This window comes from Parasutterella secunda, assembly GCF_024733725.1.
In the GTDB taxonomy this organism is placed as follows: Bacteria; Pseudomonadota; Gammaproteobacteria; order Burkholderiales; family Burkholderiaceae_F; genus Aphodousia; species Aphodousia faecalis.
The window spans coordinates 122,510-139,118 of record NZ_JANRHP010000004.1; the positions used below are offsets into that span (position 1 = coordinate 122,510).

Annotated in this window: 15 protein-coding genes; 7 read left to right on the forward strand and 8 right to left on the reverse strand. The window is 47.6% G+C overall.

What is annotated here, in order from left to right; all coding sequences use genetic code 11:
• Positions 1 to 62: 62 nt before the first annotated feature.
• The 5 genes from thiM (at position 63) to NW199_RS05600 (ending at position 5,460) form a co-directional block, all read left to right on the forward strand.
• Complete coding sequence (gene thiM, locus NW199_RS05580) at positions 63 to 851, forward strand: hydroxyethylthiazole kinase (RefSeq protein WP_258333896.1); 789 nt, start codon at positions 63 to 65, stop codon at positions 849 to 851.
• 11 nt (positions 852 to 862) lie between these two features.
• Positions 863 to 1,504: a thiamine phosphate synthase gene (thiE, locus tag NW199_RS05585; protein ID WP_258333897.1), complete on the forward strand. Its 642-nt coding sequence runs from the start codon at positions 863 to 865 to the stop codon at positions 1,502 to 1,504.
• Between the two features lie 80 nt (positions 1,505 to 1,584).
• On the forward strand, positions 1,585 to 3,036 hold the full coding sequence (locus tag NW199_RS05590; RefSeq protein WP_258333898.1) for a DUF2868 domain-containing protein: 1,452 nt from the start codon (positions 1,585 to 1,587) through the stop codon (positions 3,034 to 3,036).
• A 9-nt stretch (positions 3,037 to 3,045) separates the two neighbouring features.
• Complete coding sequence (locus NW199_RS05595) at positions 3,046 to 4,497, forward strand: GTPase domain-containing protein (protein WP_258333899.1); 1,452 nt, start codon at positions 3,046 to 3,048, stop codon at positions 4,495 to 4,497.
• A gap of 177 nt (positions 4,498 to 4,674) precedes the next feature.
• Positions 4,675 to 5,460, forward strand: a complete 786-nt coding sequence (locus tag NW199_RS05600) for a transporter substrate-binding domain-containing protein (RefSeq protein ID WP_258333900.1) — start codon at positions 4,675 to 4,677, stop codon at positions 5,458 to 5,460.
• Positions 5,461 to 5,531: 71 nt separating this feature from the next.
• On the opposite strand, the gene secF is transcribed toward NW199_RS05600, so the two are convergent.
• From secF to NW199_RS05635, 7 genes are all read right to left on the reverse strand, one after another.
• Entirely contained in the window at positions 5,532 to 6,467 is a 936-nt protein-coding gene (gene secF, locus NW199_RS05605; protein WP_249091460.1) for a protein translocase subunit SecF, read from the reverse strand.
• Between the two features lie 13 nt (positions 6,468 to 6,480).
• A complete protein-coding gene (secD, locus tag NW199_RS05610; RefSeq protein WP_258333901.1) occupies positions 6,481 to 8,355 on the reverse strand; it encodes a protein translocase subunit SecD in 1,875 nt (624 codons plus the stop codon).
• A 142-nt stretch (positions 8,356 to 8,497) separates the two neighbouring features.
• Complete coding sequence (yajC, locus tag NW199_RS05615; protein WP_022472779.1) at positions 8,498 to 8,839, reverse strand: preprotein translocase subunit YajC; 342 nt, start codon at positions 8,837 to 8,839, stop codon at positions 8,498 to 8,500.
• A 99-nt stretch (positions 8,840 to 8,938) separates the two neighbouring features.
• Positions 8,939 to 10,072, reverse strand: coding sequence for a tRNA guanosine(34) transglycosylase Tgt (gene tgt / locus NW199_RS05620; RefSeq protein ID WP_022472780.1), 1,134 nt, complete (start codon positions 10,070 to 10,072; stop codon positions 8,939 to 8,941).
• A gap of 3 nt (positions 10,073 to 10,075) precedes the next feature.
• On the reverse strand, positions 10,076 to 11,122 hold the full coding sequence (gene queA / locus NW199_RS05625) for a tRNA preQ1(34) S-adenosylmethionine ribosyltransferase-isomerase QueA (RefSeq protein WP_258333902.1): 1,047 nt from the start codon (positions 11,120 to 11,122) through the stop codon (positions 10,076 to 10,078).
• Positions 11,123 to 11,812: 690 nt separating this feature from the next.
• Positions 11,813 to 12,238 carry a peptidase dimerization domain-containing protein gene (locus tag NW199_RS05630; RefSeq protein ID WP_258333903.1) on the reverse strand — a complete coding sequence of 142 codons (426 nt, stop codon included), beginning with the start codon at positions 12,236 to 12,238 and terminating at the stop codon, positions 11,813 to 11,815.
• A 23-nt stretch (positions 12,239 to 12,261) separates the two neighbouring features.
• Positions 12,262 to 13,959 carry a zinc-binding metallopeptidase family protein gene (locus tag NW199_RS05635; protein ID WP_249091464.1) on the reverse strand — a complete coding sequence of 566 codons (1,698 nt, stop codon included), beginning with the start codon at positions 13,957 to 13,959 and terminating at the stop codon, positions 12,262 to 12,264.
• A 179-nt stretch (positions 13,960 to 14,138) separates the two neighbouring features.
• Between NW199_RS05635 and NW199_RS05640 the strand changes: the two genes are divergently transcribed.
• Together NW199_RS05640 and NW199_RS05645 are read left to right on the forward strand one after the other, a co-directional pair.
• Positions 14,139 to 14,495, forward strand: coding sequence for a CidA/LrgA family protein (locus NW199_RS05640; RefSeq protein WP_022472785.1), 357 nt, complete (start codon positions 14,139 to 14,141; stop codon positions 14,493 to 14,495).
• Positions 14,485 to 15,213, forward strand: coding sequence for an LrgB family protein (locus tag NW199_RS05645; RefSeq protein ID WP_309148118.1), 729 nt, complete (start codon positions 14,485 to 14,487; stop codon positions 15,211 to 15,213). The genes NW199_RS05640 and NW199_RS05645 overlap by 11 nt, the downstream gene beginning before the upstream one ends.
• A gap of 60 nt (positions 15,214 to 15,273) precedes the next feature.
• Here the strand turns inward: NW199_RS05645 and glmM are convergent, their stop codons facing one another.
• On the reverse strand, positions 15,274 to 16,608 hold the full coding sequence (gene glmM, locus NW199_RS05650; RefSeq protein WP_258333904.1) for a phosphoglucosamine mutase: 1,335 nt from the start codon (positions 16,606 to 16,608) through the stop codon (positions 15,274 to 15,276).
• Position 16,609: the final 1 nt, after the last annotated feature.

Sequence of the window (16,609 nt, forward strand, 5' to 3'; positions counted from 1 at the left end):
GCATTGTACCGACCCGATACTGTTGTGGTATCGTCAAGGCGTTTAAATTTTAGAGTTTTATCATGTCTACGATTGAACCGTTTGAGAAAAGTTTTTTTGACCAATACTGCTCGCACTTGGTACACACTCACCCGCTAGTGCACTGCATGACTAATGACGTTGTTCAGGAAATCACAGCCGATGTATTGCTAGCTGCCGGCGCCTCGCCCGCCATGATTATCGATGAACATGAAAGTGCTGATTTTGCTGCCATCGCCGACTGCTTGCTCATTAATGTAGGAACGTTGACGGATTGCCGCAATCTTGCCATGACACTAGCCATTAAAGCAGCCAAGAGCTGTGGCAAGCCTTGGGTGCTCGACCCTGTTGCTTCCGGCCTTTTACCATGGCGAGATGAAAAAATTGCTCACTTTTTAAGTCTCGGACCAACGGTTGTGCGGGGCAACGCCAGTGAAATCCTAAATTTGGCCGGTCTAGGAGCCGGAGGACACGGCGTCGATAGCAAAGACGACAGCCGTCAAGCCGTAGAAGGCGCCAAAGAGCTCGCCTTGAAATACAAAACAATTGTTGCGGTCACGGGAGAAACTGATTTTGTCACTGACGGACAAAAGGTTTTCAGCATTACCGGCGGCGATATCATGAGCACTCTCGTGGTCGGCACCGGGTGTTCGCTGTCAGCTCTGGTAGCGGCATTTTGTGCCAAAAGCGACAATTTTCTAATGGCAACAGCCGCCGCACTCGCCATGGCTAAACGGGCCTCAGAAACCGCGGCCGCCCAATGCCAAGGACCAGGCAGTTTTCATCCCGCCTATCTTGACGCCCTTTATTCAATCGCGCAAAAACACTTTTAAAAACAGCCCTCATGTTAAAGAAAAACTGTGATTATTCTGTCTACCTGGTTCTCGATCCTGTGCTGACAGAAAAAGTAGGAATGGTAAAAACCGCTGAACTGGCCATCGAAGGCGGAGCCACCATCGTTCAGCTTCGAGCGCCTCAATGGAAAAAACGCCATCGTTACGAATGTGCTTTAGCTCTAAAAGATGTCCTTCATGCCTATCAGGTGCCGCTTATTATTGATGACGATCTTGACATTGCTTTGGCTTGCAACGCCGACGGTGTCCACGTTGGACAAAAAGATTTACCTGTTCACATCGTTCGGAAATTTCTAGGGCCGGACAAAATTGTTGGTCTTTCCATCAACAATGAGCAACAAATGTTGGCCGTTGATCCAAGCGTCGTGGATTATGTCGGTGTCGGACCTGTATTTTCAACGACAACCAAACCAGATGCCGAAGCGGCCACTGGGATTGACGGTTTAGCAAAATTAATGAAATTGTGCCCGGTTCCTGCCGTTGCTATTGGAGGCATCAAAAGCCATCATATTGCTGAAATTGCTGCAACCGGCGTTCAAGGGGTTGCCGTTGTCTCAGCCATTTGCGGACAAAACGATCCTCTTGCTAGCGCTCGTGAACTGTCTGAATTATGGAAACGTTTTTCCAATTAAACTAAATTAACTGATTTTCTGTACGTTTTATCTGACACGAACCATTAGAATACACAGAGTTAACCTGCGGATAAATATTCATGAGCGAGGCATACAAAAACATTGAACAAGGGCGTTTTTCCCTCAGAGATGCTGAAGTCATTACTGAAGCAAAATTGCTTGAACAAACACCGACTTTAAATTGGGAAAGCAGTGACGCCAACAGAGCCACACGGCAAGCTGCACTTGCCGTAGGAGAAGATGCGAGCGCAGCTTCTTTTCTCCTCGCCAGGGCTCGCATTGTTGAAAAAATGATTGTGGCCAAAAATCCGGCCGTAAAACCCACCTCATTACGATTTACACCACCGGTCTGGATTAATGCCGCTCTCGTAGGTATTGCGTTTATCTTGGGGCTGTTAACCGACCAGTTTGCTTCTGAAAGTTCCAGAATCAACCTTCTTTCGCTGCCCTTTTTCGGTGTGTTGCTCTGGAACATTCTCGTCTATGTCATGCTCCTAATATCCGGCATTCGTCATAAGACTTCAAGGGATTTTCTTGGCTTAAGATCAGCTCTGGGTATTTTGGAAAAAGCTCTGACAATTAAGCAAGTCCGTTTGACAAAATCGATTACGACATTGCTGCAGCCTTTTGTCATGCATTACGCAGCACGGGCTTTTCACTTGGCCGCGCTCTTTTTTGTTCTCGGAATGATCTGTAGCGTTTTGCTTCGAGGGGTTGGCACTGCCTACACGGTCGGTTGGGAAAGCACGTGGTTTGCCAATAGCCCGGATATTGTTTACCAAATCATTGCCCTGACATACGGCATCTTCACGAATTTTTTAGGCCCTATGCCCAACATTCTTGATGTTGCCAATATGCGTTTTGATCGCCTATCGGTCAACGCCGTGGATGTTTCGGCCGGTCTGTGGCTGATGCGAATGATTTTTATGCTAGCGGTTTTTGTGGCGGTTCCACGCTTACTTTTAGCTCTCAAACACACGCTGCAAATTAATGCACTGAAAAAGAACTTCCCGTTGGATCTTTCTGAGCGTTACTACGCTGATATCCTGCGAACGTGGCGTTCTGAAGCGATGACTTTGGACTTACTAGTCTCTGACCGAAGTGATAATCCTCAAAATATCGAAAGTATCTACCGTTTCGCCGAGGAACTTGGCTTTAATCTGTCTGAGGTAAAGACTCATCACTGGAATCCAGATATTGACGAAATGCCCTTGACGCTTGATGCTCACAGTCAATCCCAACAAGTTTGGGTTCTGATGAACGCGACAACAACACCGGAAAATGAGGTCCAGGGTGTTGCACTTGAACAAATCAAAGCCAAATTGGGAAGCACTCCATTGGTTATTCTCGTTGACATGTCCTCGTACATGGCACGTTTCGGTGATTTTGCTGATCGGATCGATACACGCAAGGAATTGTGGAAGAATTTTTCTGAAAGCCTTGGCTTGCCTGTAGTTTTTTATCACTGCGGGATCCGTCCCGATCAACAAACTTGTGACGAATTAAAACTTGCGACCCAGCAAGCCCACTAGGACTGAACTATGTCTGATCAACAACTCATGCGTATCAATTTGAGCCTGGTGTCCCACACCAATATCGGTAAAACGACTCTTGCGCGAACTCTACTGGGAAGAGACATCGGCGAAGTGGCCGATCGCCCACACGTGACCGAAACCAACGATGATTACGTTCTGATCAGAGCCAGTGACGGATGCTCGGAATTGGTCTTGTGGGATACGCCGGGGTTCGGCGACAGTGTCCGTTTAGCCAAACGGTTAGAAGGCAGAGCCAATCCGATTGGTTGGTTCATGTCCGAAGTCTGGGACCGTATGTCTAACAAAGCACTTTGGCTCAATCAACGGGCATTAAAACATGTCAGAGATACGAGCAGTGTGGTTCTTTATTTGGTCAACGCCAGCGAATCCCCGCAAGCTTGTTCCTACATCGCGGCTGAAATGCAAATTCTCTCTTGGATTGGCAAGCCGGTCATCGTGTTGCTAAACCAAATGGGTAAGCCCCGCGAACAAGATATTGAAGAGGCCGAACTCAAGCGTTGGCAGGATTACATGGGACAGTATCCGCTCGTAAAAAATGTATTGCCAATGGATGCTTTTGCTCGTTGTTGGGTTCAGGAATTTGCTCTTTTTGATGCCATCGCAGAGGTCTTATCTGATGAACAAAAAGTGACATTTGAAGCGTTGCGTGAGGCCTGGAGCAGACAAAGACGTGCTGTTTACTCAACATCCATCGAAGCGATTGCCGATTACATGACTCAGCTCGCCGTTGATCATGAGGAGTTGTCCAACTACTCGCTTACCGAACAAGTTAAAGATTGGGGTCGACGTTTAGGGGTCGTGAAACTGCAAAGCGGGCCGATTGAAGATGCTAAAAACGCTTTGGCAGCGCGAGCGGCCGATTGCCTTTGTGCGTTGACTCAGCGCCTAATTGATGCTCATCAACTGGAAGGATCGGGCGTTAAACGTGAAATCCTTCGTCGTCTGAAAACAGACTGGACCATTAACACGGCGGCCAATCCTAAGGGGGCTGCTATTGTCGGAGCCGTCGGTGCGGGAGCTGCAACCGGTTTGGCCGCCGATATCGGAACAGGCGGATTAAGCGCGGGCCTTGGCACGCTTCTCGGTACGGTTATCGGTGCCATTGGCGGTGCAGGTGCCGCCTTAGCCTATAACCAAGTCAAGGGCGTTCATGGAACTCGAGTATCTTGGAGCAAAATCGCTTTACAAAACTTTTTGTTGGAAGCTGTTTTGCTTTACTTAGCCGTTGCTCATTTTGGCCGAGGACGCGGATACTGGGAAGAAAGTGAAGCACCGGCTTTTTGGAAGGATGTCGTGATTTCTGAAATGAAAAAACTGCCGAAAGAATACGACACAACCCCATTGACTGATCCCGATACAATCGAATCGTTGAGTAAGCAGACCACAGATGCTGTCATCCGAGGGGTGCTTTACGACCTGTATAAAAAAGCGCCTTAATAAGTTTTTCCCACTCAATCAGGCTTGCTTCGGCAGGCCTTTTTTGTTAATAACTTATACCTATTAACACGGGAAATCCCTTAAGCCCGCCCCCTTATAGAAATAAAAAAAGAAAACTATTTATGGAACGCCAGCTCATAAAATAAAAATTATTCCAACCTCAAAAAAAGGATAACTATGAAAAATCTTTCCCGTTCTCTCCTAACTATGTCCCTTTTGAGCGCTTTGGCTCTCGGCGCCGTTGCTCCTTCTTTTGCCGGCGAGCGTTTGGACAACATTATGGAAAAGAAAGTCCTTCGCGTCGGCACGCCCGGTGATTACCGTCCGTTTTCGATGAAAGAGGACGGGAAGTTTGTCGGACACGATATTGAACTTGTTCAAAAAATGGCCGATGTGTACGGCTGGAAAGTTGAATTTGTGCACTCCAGCTGGTCGAATTTGGCCAAAGATATGGCCGCCAATAAGTTTGACGTGGCTGTAGGCGGTATTACACGCTCTCCGGCTCGCGTAGTGACCGGTGATTTCTTGCCCGCCTACGCACCCTTTGGCAAAGTGGCTTTGATTAATAAGAAAAATAAAAACAAACTGACTTCTTTGGAAAAACTCAATAACCCGAACGTAACGGTTATTAAAAATCCGGGCGGCACCAATGAACAGTTTGTCTTGCAAAATTTAACCAAAGCTAAGATCCTGACGCACGAAAAAAATTACGAGATCCCGCAGTTAATTGCCGAAGGCAAGGGTGACGTCATGATCACTGAAAATGCGGAAGCCAAGCTCTACGCCAAGAAATATCCGCAACTGCACGCTCAGTTCTTGGATAAACCGCTTACTCCAGTGAACTACATGGGCTTTTGGATGCCGACTGACGATCCAGACTACACACGTGTGATGAACTATCTGTGGAACTTGATGGATCTCCGGGGTGAATTAAAAGCCTTAGATGAAAAGTACGGCGTATAGCACCGACCTTTTCTCTGCATTAAAAACGGCGCATTACGCGCCGTTTTTAATGGGATTAGAGCGGTTTGAAACTAGGGAACCATCTCTTGAACTTGATCTTTTTTGACCGGTTTGACCAAGTCCTCACGCTTGACACCTAAGTACATGGCGATAGCTGCCGCCACGAACACTGAGGAGTAAACACCCAAACAAATACCGATCGTAAGAGCCAAGGCGAAGTAGTGTAAAGCCGGACCTCCGAAGAAGAACATGGCCAACGTCATCGCCAAGGTTGATGAGTGGGTAATCACCGTACGAGACATCGTCGCGGTAATAGCCGAATCGATCACCTCAACCGTACTCATGCGGCGCATCTTCTTAAAGTGCTCACGTACACGGTCGAAAATAATCACGGATTCGTTCACCGAGTAGCCCAACACGGCTAACAGTGCCGCCAACACCGGCAGCGAGAATTCCCATTGGAAAAATGAGAACACACCCAATACCAAAATGACGTCGTGCAAGTTAGCGATAATGGCTGCAACTGAGAACTTCCATTCAAAACGGAAAGCTAAATAAGTGACAATACCGATAATCACCAAGATCAAAGCAGTTAAACCGTCTGTCGCCAGCTCTTCACCGACTTGAGGACCGACAAATTCAACACGAGTCATCTTGGCTTCTGGCTCAGTTGTATTCAAAACAGCCATCACTTCTTTGGCTTGTTCGCCGGAACTTTCACCTTCAACAATTGGCAAGCGAATCATGACGTCACGCGCCGTTCCGAAATTTTGAACGGCCGCTTCAACACCTAATGAGGTTTTGATTTGCTCACGAATTTGTTCCGTGGGCGCCGCTTGAGGATAGGTCACCTCCATCACGGTACCACCGGTGAATTCAATCGAGAAAGCCAAACCGCGCGTACACAACAAGAAAACCGCGATCAAGAACGAAATGAACGAGATCGTATTGAAGATCTTGTCAAAGCGCATGAAGTGAATCGTGCGCCGAATTCTAAAAAACTCCATACTTCACTCCTTCCTAGTCCTCAGGTTTCCAAATTTGACCAACATGCAGCTTCTTGAGCTTCTTCTGACGACCGTAGATCAAATTAATGACAGAACGGCTTACAACCACAGAAGTGAAAATAGAGGTCAAAATACCTAAGCAGTGCACAACGGCAAACCCTCTCACAGGACCGGAGCCAAAAATCAAAAGGGCAATACCGGCAATCAAACTTGTGACGTTTGAGTCCAAAATGGTTGCAAAAGCTCTTTCAAAGCCTTCGCTAATTGCCTGCTGAGGCGATCGTCCTTCGCGCAATTCTTCACGAACACGTTCGTTAATCAGCACGTTGGCATCAACAGCCATACCGAGCGTCAATGCGATAGCGGCAATACCCGGCAAAGTCAAAGTTGCCTGAAGCATGGAGAGCAATGCCACCAAAAGCATCACGTTGCAGCTCAAGGCAAATACTGACACCGCGCCGAAAACCTGGTAGTACAAGATCATGAAGATTGACACAACGGCAAAACCATATAGCGTTGAGCGGAAACCGGCTTCAATGTTAGCCGCACCCAAGCTCGGACCGACCAATCGTTCCTCAATGATTTCCATCGGTGCTGCCAGCGACCCGGCGCGAAGCAGCAAAGCCGTATCCGTTGCTTCCGTTGCCGTCATGCGACCAGAAATCTGAACGCGTCCTCCGCCAATTTCTTGACGAATAACCGGTGCCGTAACCACTTCGCCTTTACCTTTTTCAAAAAGGATAATAGCCATGCGTTTACCAACATTGTCACGCGTTACATCCTGGAAGATACGTGCACCGCGGCTATCCAAAGTCAAGTTCACCGTCGGTTCTTGCGTTTGTTGATCGAACCCAGGCTGAGCGTCGTTGAGGTTATCACCCGTGAGAACAACTTGACGCTTCACCAAAATCGGCACACCGGCGCGATCAAGATAACGTTCATCGCCAAACGGGACGGTCCCGGCAGCCAATTGCGCGTAAGCTTCGGGAGAGTCATCCACCATGCGAATTTCCAAGGTCGCCGTACGACCTAGAATTTCCTTGGCTTTGGCCGTATCTTGCACACCAGGCAATTGAACCACGATACGGTTGGCTCCCTGCTGAGCGATAACAGGTTCTGCCACACCCAATTCATTAATACGATTATGCAAAGTGGAAATGTTCTGCTTTAACGCATAATCGCGGACTTCCCGCAAAGAGGCATCCGTCATGGTTGCAACTAAACGGTACATCTGACCGTCATCACGATCGTCCAAGGACAAATCGTTGTGCGTATTGCGTAAAAGGTCACGAGCTTTGTCTCGTTCTTCTTGACTGCGGAAAGCGATTTCCAACGAAGTGCCGTTGCGCGTAATACCGGCGTGACGAATACGCTCTTCGCGGAATTGAGAGCGCAAGTCGCTAGCAACGGCATCTGCACGCTTTTCAATGGCAGCATCCATATCCACTTCCAACAGGAAGTGAACACCGCCACGCAAGTCAAGACCCAGATACATTGGCAGAGCATGTAAGCTCAAGAGCCACTGCGGTGTGTTAGGCACCAAATTTAAAGCAACCACAAACGAGGGATCCGCTTGATCGGGATTGAGTTCACGCTCAATCACTTCTTTGGCCTGCAACTGCATTTCTGCCTGTGTCGGCTCGAAGCGAACTCGAATCGTTGATTGTTGAGCGCCTTGTTCAAAGAAGATGCCGTCCGGCGTGATGTTTGCACCGGATAAGGCTTTTTGAACCCGCTCGTATATTTGTTCATCAACCTTCACCGTTGCCTTTTGGCTTGAAATCTGAACTGCAGGCGATTCACCGAAGAAGTTCGGCGTCGTGTAAATCAGACCGATGACCAATGCGACAACAATGACGATGTATTTCCACAATGGATAACGGTTCACGTCTTATTCCCCAGAATAAACTGAAAAAGAGAACGACAGGCTGGGCTCGCTCTCTCTGCTACGGAACCGACCACAATTCAAAGATTCTGTGGCGGTTCGATGAAAACCCCAAGATGAACTGATCTTGGGGTTTTTCTAAAAATTAAAAGGTCTTAATCGTGCCCTTGGGCAAAACGGTTTGCACAGCAACGCGCTGCATCGTTAAGGTGACGGGTTCTTCCTTAACCGTAGCGATTTGCACAACCATGTAATCATCGCGGACTTCAACCACACGACCGGCAATGCCGCCGGCAGTTAACACTTCATCACCCTTGGTGAGAGCGTCAACCATCTTGGCATGTTCCTTTTGGCGCTTTTGCTGCGGACGAATCAAGAAAAACCAGAAAGCGACGAAGATCAAAATCATCGGCAACAAGCTCGTAATCAAACCGGCTGTATCTCCGCCAGCGGCGGTTTGGGCGAATGCGTCAGAAATAAAAAACATGAGTTACTCCATAAAAAACGTCCGATATCCACTCGGACAAAATAGTCCTCTAATTATACGGGGGAATTGACTGATTGTTTTGCCTATTTCCCCGCTTTTTTAGTCCACTCCACGGGCGCGGTTTTCGTAAAATTCCGCTTTCCATTCCTCAAAACGATCCGCATCAAGCGCATCCCGAATTTCTTGCATCAGGTGCAGGTAATAATGCAGATTGTGAATGGTGTTGAGTCGGGCACCTAAGATCTCGTTTACTTTCTGCAGATGATGCAGATAAGCTCTTGAGAAATGCTTGCAGGCGTAGCAGTCACACGTCGGATCCAGCGGACGCAGGTCATCTTTGTATTTGCTGTTGCGGATCTTAATGTCGCCGTAGCGTGTAAAGAGCCAGCCGTTTCTTGCGTTTCGAGTAGGCATTACACAGTCAAACATGTCAATGCCTTGGCTTACACCTTCCACCAAATCCTCGGGCGTACCTACCCCCATTAAATAGCGAGGTTTGTCCTCGGGAAGCTGCCAGACAATTTTTTCCATAATCCGGTGCATCTCTTCCTTCGGTTCCCCGACCGACAGACCACCGACCGCATAACCATGAAAGCCGATTTCCTTGAGCCCTTCTAAGGACTCTTCACGGAGGTGTTCATACATGCCACCCTGAACAATGCCGAATAAAGCATTCGGGTTACCCAATCGAACAAATTCGTCTTTGCTGCGACGGGCCCAACGCAGTGACATACGCATGGATTTAGCTGCTTCTTCTTCGGTTGCCGGACGGTCATTGATCTTATAGGGCGTGCATTCGTCAAATACCATCACGATATCGCTATTGAGCACACGCTGAATTTGCATGGACACCTCAGGGGTGAGAAACAATTTATCCCCATTAATCGGCGAAGCAAATTTCACACCTTCTTCGGTGATCTTACGAAGACCTTTGAGCGAGAAAACCTGAAAGCCGCCAGAATCGGTCAAAATGGGTTTATCCCAACCCATAAACTGGTGCAAACCGCCATGCTTTTCGATGACATCCAACCCCGGACGAAGCCAGAGGTGAAAAGTATTGCCTAAAATAATTTGAGAACCAATTTCCTCAAGTTCATTGGGAGCCATGGCCTTTACGGTGCCGTATGTTCCCACTGGCATGAAAATCGGGGTTTGCACAACTCCGTGGTTCAGTTTCATTTCTCCACGTCGTGCTTTTCCGCTGGTTTTCTTTAATGTAAATTCAAGACTCACGATTTACTCCGGTTTCTTCTCCAACAACATTGCGTCACCGTAACTGAAGAATCGGTAATGTTCTTTGATTGCATATTGGTATGCAGAGTCAATTCGATCCTTACCGGCCAATGCAGAAACAAGCATCAACAAAGTTGATTTCGGTAAATGGAAATTGGTAATCAGCGCGTCAATGATTTTGAACTCATACCCAGGCTTAATAAAAAGTCGGGTATCCCGAGCGCCGGCTTGAAGAACACCTTTTTGCACCGCGGCGCTTTCAAGTGCTCTTAAACTGGTTGTTCCCACCGAAACAACCCGCCTGCCTTCCTTTTTAGCCTGATTGACGGCTTTTGCTGTCTCCTCGCTAATGGTGTACCACTCCGAGTGCATTACGTGCTCTGAGAGCTTTTCAACGCGAACGGGTTGAAAGGTTCCTGCCCCGACATGCAGAGTCACAAAAACAATTTGAATCCCTTTTTTCTTAAGCGCCTCGATAACCTCTTCGGTAAAGTGAAGACCGGCAGTAGGAGCGGCGACAGCCCCAGGCGTTTTCGCATAAACCGTTTGATAACGCTGCTCATCGCTTTTATCGGCGGCGTGCTCAATGTAGGGAGGAAGAGGGACTTTTCCAAAAAAGTCCAACACCTCCAAAACAGGGTGCTCAAAACGAAGCGCAAAAAACTCACCTTCTCGCCCCGTTACCTCAACTCGTTCTTCTTTGCCTTCTGCTTCAAATACCAAATAGGTACCGGCTTTGGGGCTTTTGCTTGCGCGGGCCATCGCGATAGCGGTGTTTTCTCCGGTGATTCTCTCGATAAGAACCTCAACGGCGCCACCCGTTTCTTTCTTCCCAAGCAAGCGGGCCTTAATGACTTTGGTGTTATTCATCACCAACAAGTCATCCGGTCGAAGTAAATTAACGATGTCCCTGAAATGCCAATCTTCCAAACGATCGGGCATAACGTGCAAAAGACGGCTAGCAGAACGATCTTTCAAAGGGAATTGAGCAATGCGATCTTGAGGGAGATCGAAATCAAAATCAGATAGTAATAATTCGTGTTCATACATGGCTTTACCGGCCAAAAAAATTAAAAGAACTCGTATCTTACCGAATTTTTCGCACTTTGTTTTCCTTTCTCAAAAGTCCTCGAACAGAGACATTAGAAAATAAGAAAAATTCTTCAAAAACACTTGCAATTGAGAATCATTATCATTAATATACACATTACAAACCTTTTTACTGAATCGTAAGCTTCACGCAAGATTTCTGCGATAAAGTTCGACTCAAGTAAGAAGTTTTGAGCGATCTTCTGAACAACGAGGGCCAAAAAGGGGTGGTAACTCAAGTTTGGAAGAATCTCTCCCAGCTCAATGAGCGTTTATTTGTGTCTCCTTAACGAAAAACGTTCAAGTCCTAAAGACTTCTTTGGTCCAAACAAAAGCCGGCGTTCTCGCCGGCTTTTGTTTTTCCTCGCCGCCAATCAAATCGTTCCCAACAGTGTCAGAACTCCACCAATACTCAAAAGCGTAAAACAAACTGAAAAAACTGTTTGCGCCATCAAATCCGCCAACCATAAATATTTTTTCATTTTTATCTCCGTATCATTTTTTGATACGAATATTATTTATTATTTAAATATATTAATCAATTAACATTACTTAAATTTATTGATCTATATTAATTAGTAGCTCATTTTTTGATTCTTTTTAAGTATAAAAATGCCGCCCACCAAAGGGCGGCAAAGACTTCAAAGATAATTACTTAATGGTGTAGCGAACTTCTGCCGGAACGCCACCGGTCAATTGACCGGGTTTGACAGAACGGAAAGCATTTTCCGCATCCACGCCTTTCTTCACGGCCGCTTCCACTTTTTGCTTAAGTTGAGTCATTTCCTTCTCATCCTTAGCATTCAGAGAAACTTTGAAATGACCGTCAGCGGCAATGGCGTTAACAGAGACGCCACCGGAAAAACCGGACACCACGCACTGTTTTTGAGACGGAATTGCTTTTTCAATTTCCATGATGGCACGAGCACCCGCATGCACGGCATTCGTATTGCCGTATGCGCCATTACTGTGACCACCGGGACCTTGAATATCCACCGTCAGCACACTCGAAACATCGGCCATTGCCACCGAAGCGGCAAAAGAACCCAGCAAAGCAACAATTAATTTTCCTTTCATAATGTTCTCCCGATGTTCCCTCATTAATACATCTCTTCAGTCGTACGAGCACCGATCGGATCGGCCGTAGGTTTAACCACATCACCCGTACTTGTGTGATAACCGGCAGCCGTCAAGCCCATCAAAATCATACGGAAGATGCGCTTGCCTTCATCCTGAGCATTACCCGGAATACCCCATTCATTAAACGTATGTCCGCCGCCGCTTGCTGCAACCGTATGAACATTAAAGTTCACCGTCGGCACGCCAACTGCTGCCGGAACGTTATCGTTTAAGCTCGAAGCATTGGTCTTGAGTTCCTTAATCTTGTCAATACCAACGGTTTGAGCGGTTTGCCAATAAATCTGAGTAGCGATGTCGTTGAAATTCTTGCGTTGGTGAGCCGGACGGTCGCCAAACCACACCAATTCCATCTTCACAGCCTTCTTGTCTCCGCTCTTGAGACCGTATTTGGCATTTTCTTCATCCAAGGCAGCCTTAAATGTCGGTTCAATCTGAGCACGAATAGCACTTAACGGTCCTTGCGTCGGCGAACGCATATCCACCATCAACGTGCAGGAACGAGAGCGCTCACCGGCAGCGGCGGCATCACAGCTTGCAAGACCCACCGTATAGGTTGTTCTTTCAGCCTTTTTATCCAAATCCCAAGGTGACTTCACGTCGGCAATCTTGGCAATTGACCGAGTCATCGCCATCAAAGCGCTCGGAGCTTCGGCGCCGCCTTGCTTATAGCCTGCCGGTTCCGTGTATTTCACTTCGAAACGATAACTGCCTAAGTAGTTGAGCGTGCCGGAACCCGGACGTGTCGAGTCGGCACCGAAATTGGCCACAAAGTTCAAGGCGTTATTGCCCTTGCCTGTATCTTGGTTATAACCGTAGAGTTGCTTCATACCGCAAAGATTGCCCTTGCCTTCTTCACCGGTTGTACCGCAAACCCAAATATCGTAGACGGGCTTGATGTTGTACTTTTTCATCATGATGGCGGCGGTCATCACACCGGTCGTGTTACCCATGGCATCGGCAAAACCCGGAACATAAATACGATAGCCGCCCTTCTTTTGAGCATCTTCTAGGCTGGCATAACGTTTGTAGGCCTTCTTGTAATTTTCGTCCTGAATAATTTTGCCGTTCTTATCGAAATGCAATTCATCTTTAATCGCCGCTAATGCTTCAGGCGTAGAAACAATTGCTTCTGAAGCCTTTTGCAATTTCACCGGCATATACGGATTGCTCTTCGGAGGCAACTTGGCCGGATTCACGGTATCCGTATGGCCTTCAAGCAACACCTTCGGGAATTGGCCCTTATAGCTTTGAGCTCCTTTTTCTTGAGAATAAGTACCCGGGATTCGCACACAGACGTTGTAGACCGGCAATCCGTCTACTTTTTGAATACCTGCGCCCTTAATGATGCCTTCGGGCGTTGTCATGATGTCTTTTTTATCAAATCCCCACTCTTCAACCATTCGGCGAGCCAACTCTTCTGCACGACGCATTTCAGAACGCGATGGTGAAGCAATACGGGCCACTTCCATATGCGTATTGAAGCGGAACTGCGCGTTTTCGTCACTCGTGAGTTCCGTAAGCATCTTTTGCATCACCGGATCTTTATAAATCGTTTCAGTAGCGTTTTTCACATCGGAGCTCACCTGTGGCACCACGGCGTACGCAACACCAGCAGCCAATGCAAGTCCGACGGCAAATGCACAACGAGTTTTTCGCATAGACAACCTCCATTCGGCAATAGACTTTGATCAAACCAATCAAAATTATTCTCGTCCTCTCCTTTCCGTATTGGAATCAGGATAAACCAGACTATTTTTAAGCATTTGTAAGCAACTTTTCATAGATTTTTTTCTTTGATGGTGACAAAATTCGACCTCCCATTTTCTGGTCTGTTTTTATGTTAATTTCTATCGCCTTATTCCTAATGCTGCAGTTAATCGGCGAAGCTCTATCCTATGGATTCGGCTGGCCCATACCTGGACCTGTACTCGGGATGATTTTTCTGCTCATTGGTTTTCTAATCAAAGATGATTTGATTGAGCGGGTTCGTTTGACCGCCTCTGTACTCCTGGCGCATTTGGCTCTTTTGTTTGTGCCCGCCGGAGTAGGAATTGTCAGACACTGGGATCGAATTTCCTCTGAATGGGTTGCTATTGCAGCCATTTTGGTCATCGGTACTGCCATCACCATGGTTGTAACCGCTCTTGCCATTCAATGGAGCGCCAAATTGCTGGGAGTTGATGATGACGATTGACTTACTTTGGCAACATCTCGCCCAAAACCCCGTCCTCTGGCTCTGTCTAACGCTGGTGGCTTATCAGATTGGCATTTGGGTCTACCAAAAAAGCGGTTACATCACGCTGCTTTCACCGTTTGTAATCGCAGTAGCTATTTTGTTGGGGATTTTATTTTCCACCGATACCCACTACGAAACATTCTTTGCCGGCGCCCAATTTGTTCATTTCCTTTTGGGTCCGGCTACTGTAGCGCTTGCTGTTCCACTGTTTGATCAACGCCGCCGACTTGCCAAGCTTTGGGCTCCACTTTTAATCGGGGTAGTTGTTGGCTGCATTACCGGTGTTGTGTCAACTGTTTTGCTGGGAGTTCTTTTTGACGCTTCTTTTGAGAGCATTATGTCCATGGCTCCTAAGAGCGTGACCACGCCGATTGCTATGGGGATTTCCGAAAAAATGGGAGGCATCGCTGAATTTACTGCCGGCATCGTGGTGTTAACAGGTATTGTCGGCTCATTATTAGCCTCACCTCTTTTTAAGCTCTTTCGTATTAAAAAAGATTACGTAAAAGGCTTCTCATTGGGCGTATCCGCTCACGGAATGGGCACTTCCAGAGCCTTTCAGATCAGCGACAAAGCAGGCGCATTCTCTGGGCTAGCAATGGGATTGGCAGGCATCATCACTGCTTTTGCAGCCCCTATGATCGCTCCGCCTCTTTTGAATTGGTTGATGAACTGATCCTCTGACAAAGGGCCGCAAAACGCGGCCCTTTCATAGTAAGGAAACTTGCAATTTCAATCAAAGCGTATCAGCGATGGATTGTGCCAGTGTTTGAGCTAACACCTTATCATCGGCTTCGACCATCACTCGCAAAAGCGGCTCTGTTCCCGACGGCCGAATCAAAACACGTCCGCGACCACTGAGTTTTTCTTCGGCCTTAGCTACCGCCTCTTTCATGGGTTGATGGGATTTCCAATCAAACCCCTTTTCGATTCGTTTATTGATCAATACCTGCGGCAAAAGCTTCAGATCTTCTGTCAACTCTGCAAGAGTCTTTCCTTGACGTTTCATGGCCGCCAAAATCTGCAGGCTGCTGACAATCCCATCACCTGTTGTCTGACAATCCAAGACCAACAGATGACCGGATGTTTCTCCGCCGAAAAGCCAACCATCTCGCGCTTTCAACTGTTCCAGAACGTAACGGTCACCGACCTTTGCACGAACAAAATCAACTCCCAACTCTGCGAAACGCTTCTCGAGTGCGTAGTTTGTCATTAACGTGCCAACAACACCCAACACTTTTTCATGCATCATGCGGTCACGAACCATCACATAAAGCAGTTCGTCTCCGTTGTATACATGACCGTTGGCATCGGCCATGATTAAACGATCCGCATCACCATCCAAAGCGATACCGACATCACAGCCACGTTCGAATACTTTCTTTGATAGGGATTCCGTGTGCGTTGCGCCAACGCCATCGTTGATATTAAAGCCATCCGGGCTATCACCCACCGTAAAGACATCTGCCCCCAACTCATGGTAAACCGCAGGCGCCACATGGTAGGCGGCACCGTTTGCGCAATCCACTAAAATGCGCAACCCTTTTAAATTGACTGTGCTGTCAATCGTGGATTTACAAAATTCGATGTATCGACCCGAAGCATCTTCAAGCCGCCAAGCCTTACCCAGTTCGCGGCTGTCCACACAGGAAAAGCCCTTGTCCAACTCTTCTTCGATTTCCAATTCCACTTCATCAGGAAGTTTTGTCCCCGACTCAGAAAAGAATTTAATACCGTTGTCATGGTAAGGGTTGTGGCTGGCGCTGATCACCACCCCGGCATCAGCCCTTTGAGCACGGGTCAAATAGGCAATCGCAGGGGTCGGAATCGGACCGCACAACACCACGTCAACGCCTGCACTTGAGAACCCGGCTTGAAGCGCGGCTTCCAACATGTACCCAGAAACACGCGTATCTTTGCCGATCACAACGCGAACATGACGACGACCATCAATACGACGTCTCAGAACGCGACCGGCCGCCTGTCCTAACTTCATCACAAAATCCGGCGTGATAGGCGTTTCACCGACACGACCTCTCACACCGTCGGTACCAAAATACTTACGAGTCATA